Source organism: Cereibacter sediminicola (assembly GCF_007668225.1).
Taxonomy (GTDB): Bacteria; Pseudomonadota; Alphaproteobacteria; order Rhodobacterales; family Rhodobacteraceae; genus Cereibacter_A; species Cereibacter_A azotoformans.
In genome coordinates this window covers 1-1,062 of the sequence record NZ_VDEK01000110.1, presented here as the reverse complement: position 1 = coordinate 1,062, position 1,062 = coordinate 1, and the positions used below count along the sequence as shown (strand labels likewise).

Below are 1,062 nucleotides of genomic sequence, written 5' to 3'. Positions count from 1 at the left end.
ACCTGAGCCTCCATGGTTATGCCCAAGTGTCCGGTCGAAACGGGGGCCAGTTCACTGCGAGGGCGAGGGCTGCTTCGGGCGTGAACTTCATCTGCGGATTGATTTTCTGGCTCTGCTCCTCGATAGTCAGGGAGACGGAGCCGCCTTCCAATGCCGTGCTGCGCACTTGGGCGACGCCCATTCGCACCGTGTTTTCCGAGCCCAGACGCCCGAAACGGGCTCCGTCCCCCACGTCCTGCGACAGGTCATCGGCACAGTTGCCCGCGGACCCCGTTCGGATCATCACAATCAGGTTGGGCTCGCCACCAAGCCTGGTAGTTGCGGTGATCTTATGGACCGCCATCACATCGCGCCAAACGCGGCGGTCTGGCTGCCTCGCGGTAGGCCATGGATTACGGCTATTAAAGCCGACACCAAGCGACACGGCGTCTCGCCCTTCCGGCAGCCCCTGCCACGCGCCCGAATTAGGTTGATCGGCAAGCCGGAACCCGCGTGATGCCTGTCTCGCCTCGGAGGTCTTGGCGATCCCGCGGGGGCGACGAACTAGCGTCCAACTTTCGGCAGGGGAAAGTTCCGGTTGCTGGCGGATGCAGGACTTCCTGATCACGAAGTTCGCGAGAGCGGGAAGCTGCGCGGCCTCGACCCGTAGGCGTACCCGGTGGACGTGCTCTTGACGATCAAGGACGCGCTACCCGTAACACCACTCACCGCACCGGGAGGCCGTTGCCCGTCCAGCTCCACAACCGGAGCACCGCCTGATCTGTGCGGCTAATAACGATGTCGTCACGGGAGCCATGAGGCGCGCTGCCTCAGGCACTGCAGACATCCCCCGACGCGCAGACGAGGCATCAGGACGACGACAGCAGGATCACTCCGGAGATCAGCACTCCGCATCCGAGCAGTCGCCACGGTCACGAGGCTGAGCGGTGCGCCATGCGTTAGCGCAGCCAGCACGAGGATGTAGGAGAGCGGGGAGAGAAGGCCCACTCAGATCGCGGCCCCCCAGTGTGTCAATCGGCATCCAAAATTGACCCCCAATCGGCGTCCAATTTTGACCCCCCG

Annotated in this window: 1 protein-coding gene; it reads right to left on the bottom strand. The window is 63.7% G+C overall.

Translation table 11 applies throughout. The features are described 5' to 3' along the window. Positions 1-16 precede the first annotated feature (16 nt). Positions 17-343 carry a hypothetical protein gene (locus FG154_RS20555; RefSeq protein WP_145112013.1) on the bottom strand — a complete coding sequence of 109 codons (327 nt, stop codon included), beginning with the start codon at positions 341-343 and terminating at the stop codon, positions 17-19. Positions 344-1,062 lie beyond the last annotated feature (719 nt).

Bases quoted from the DNA above. Each gene is read 5' to 3' on its own strand.
- FG154_RS20555 (WP_145112013.1), bottom strand. From the start codon at position 343: ATGGCGGTCCATAAGATCACCGCAACTACCAGGCTTGGTGGCGAGCCC.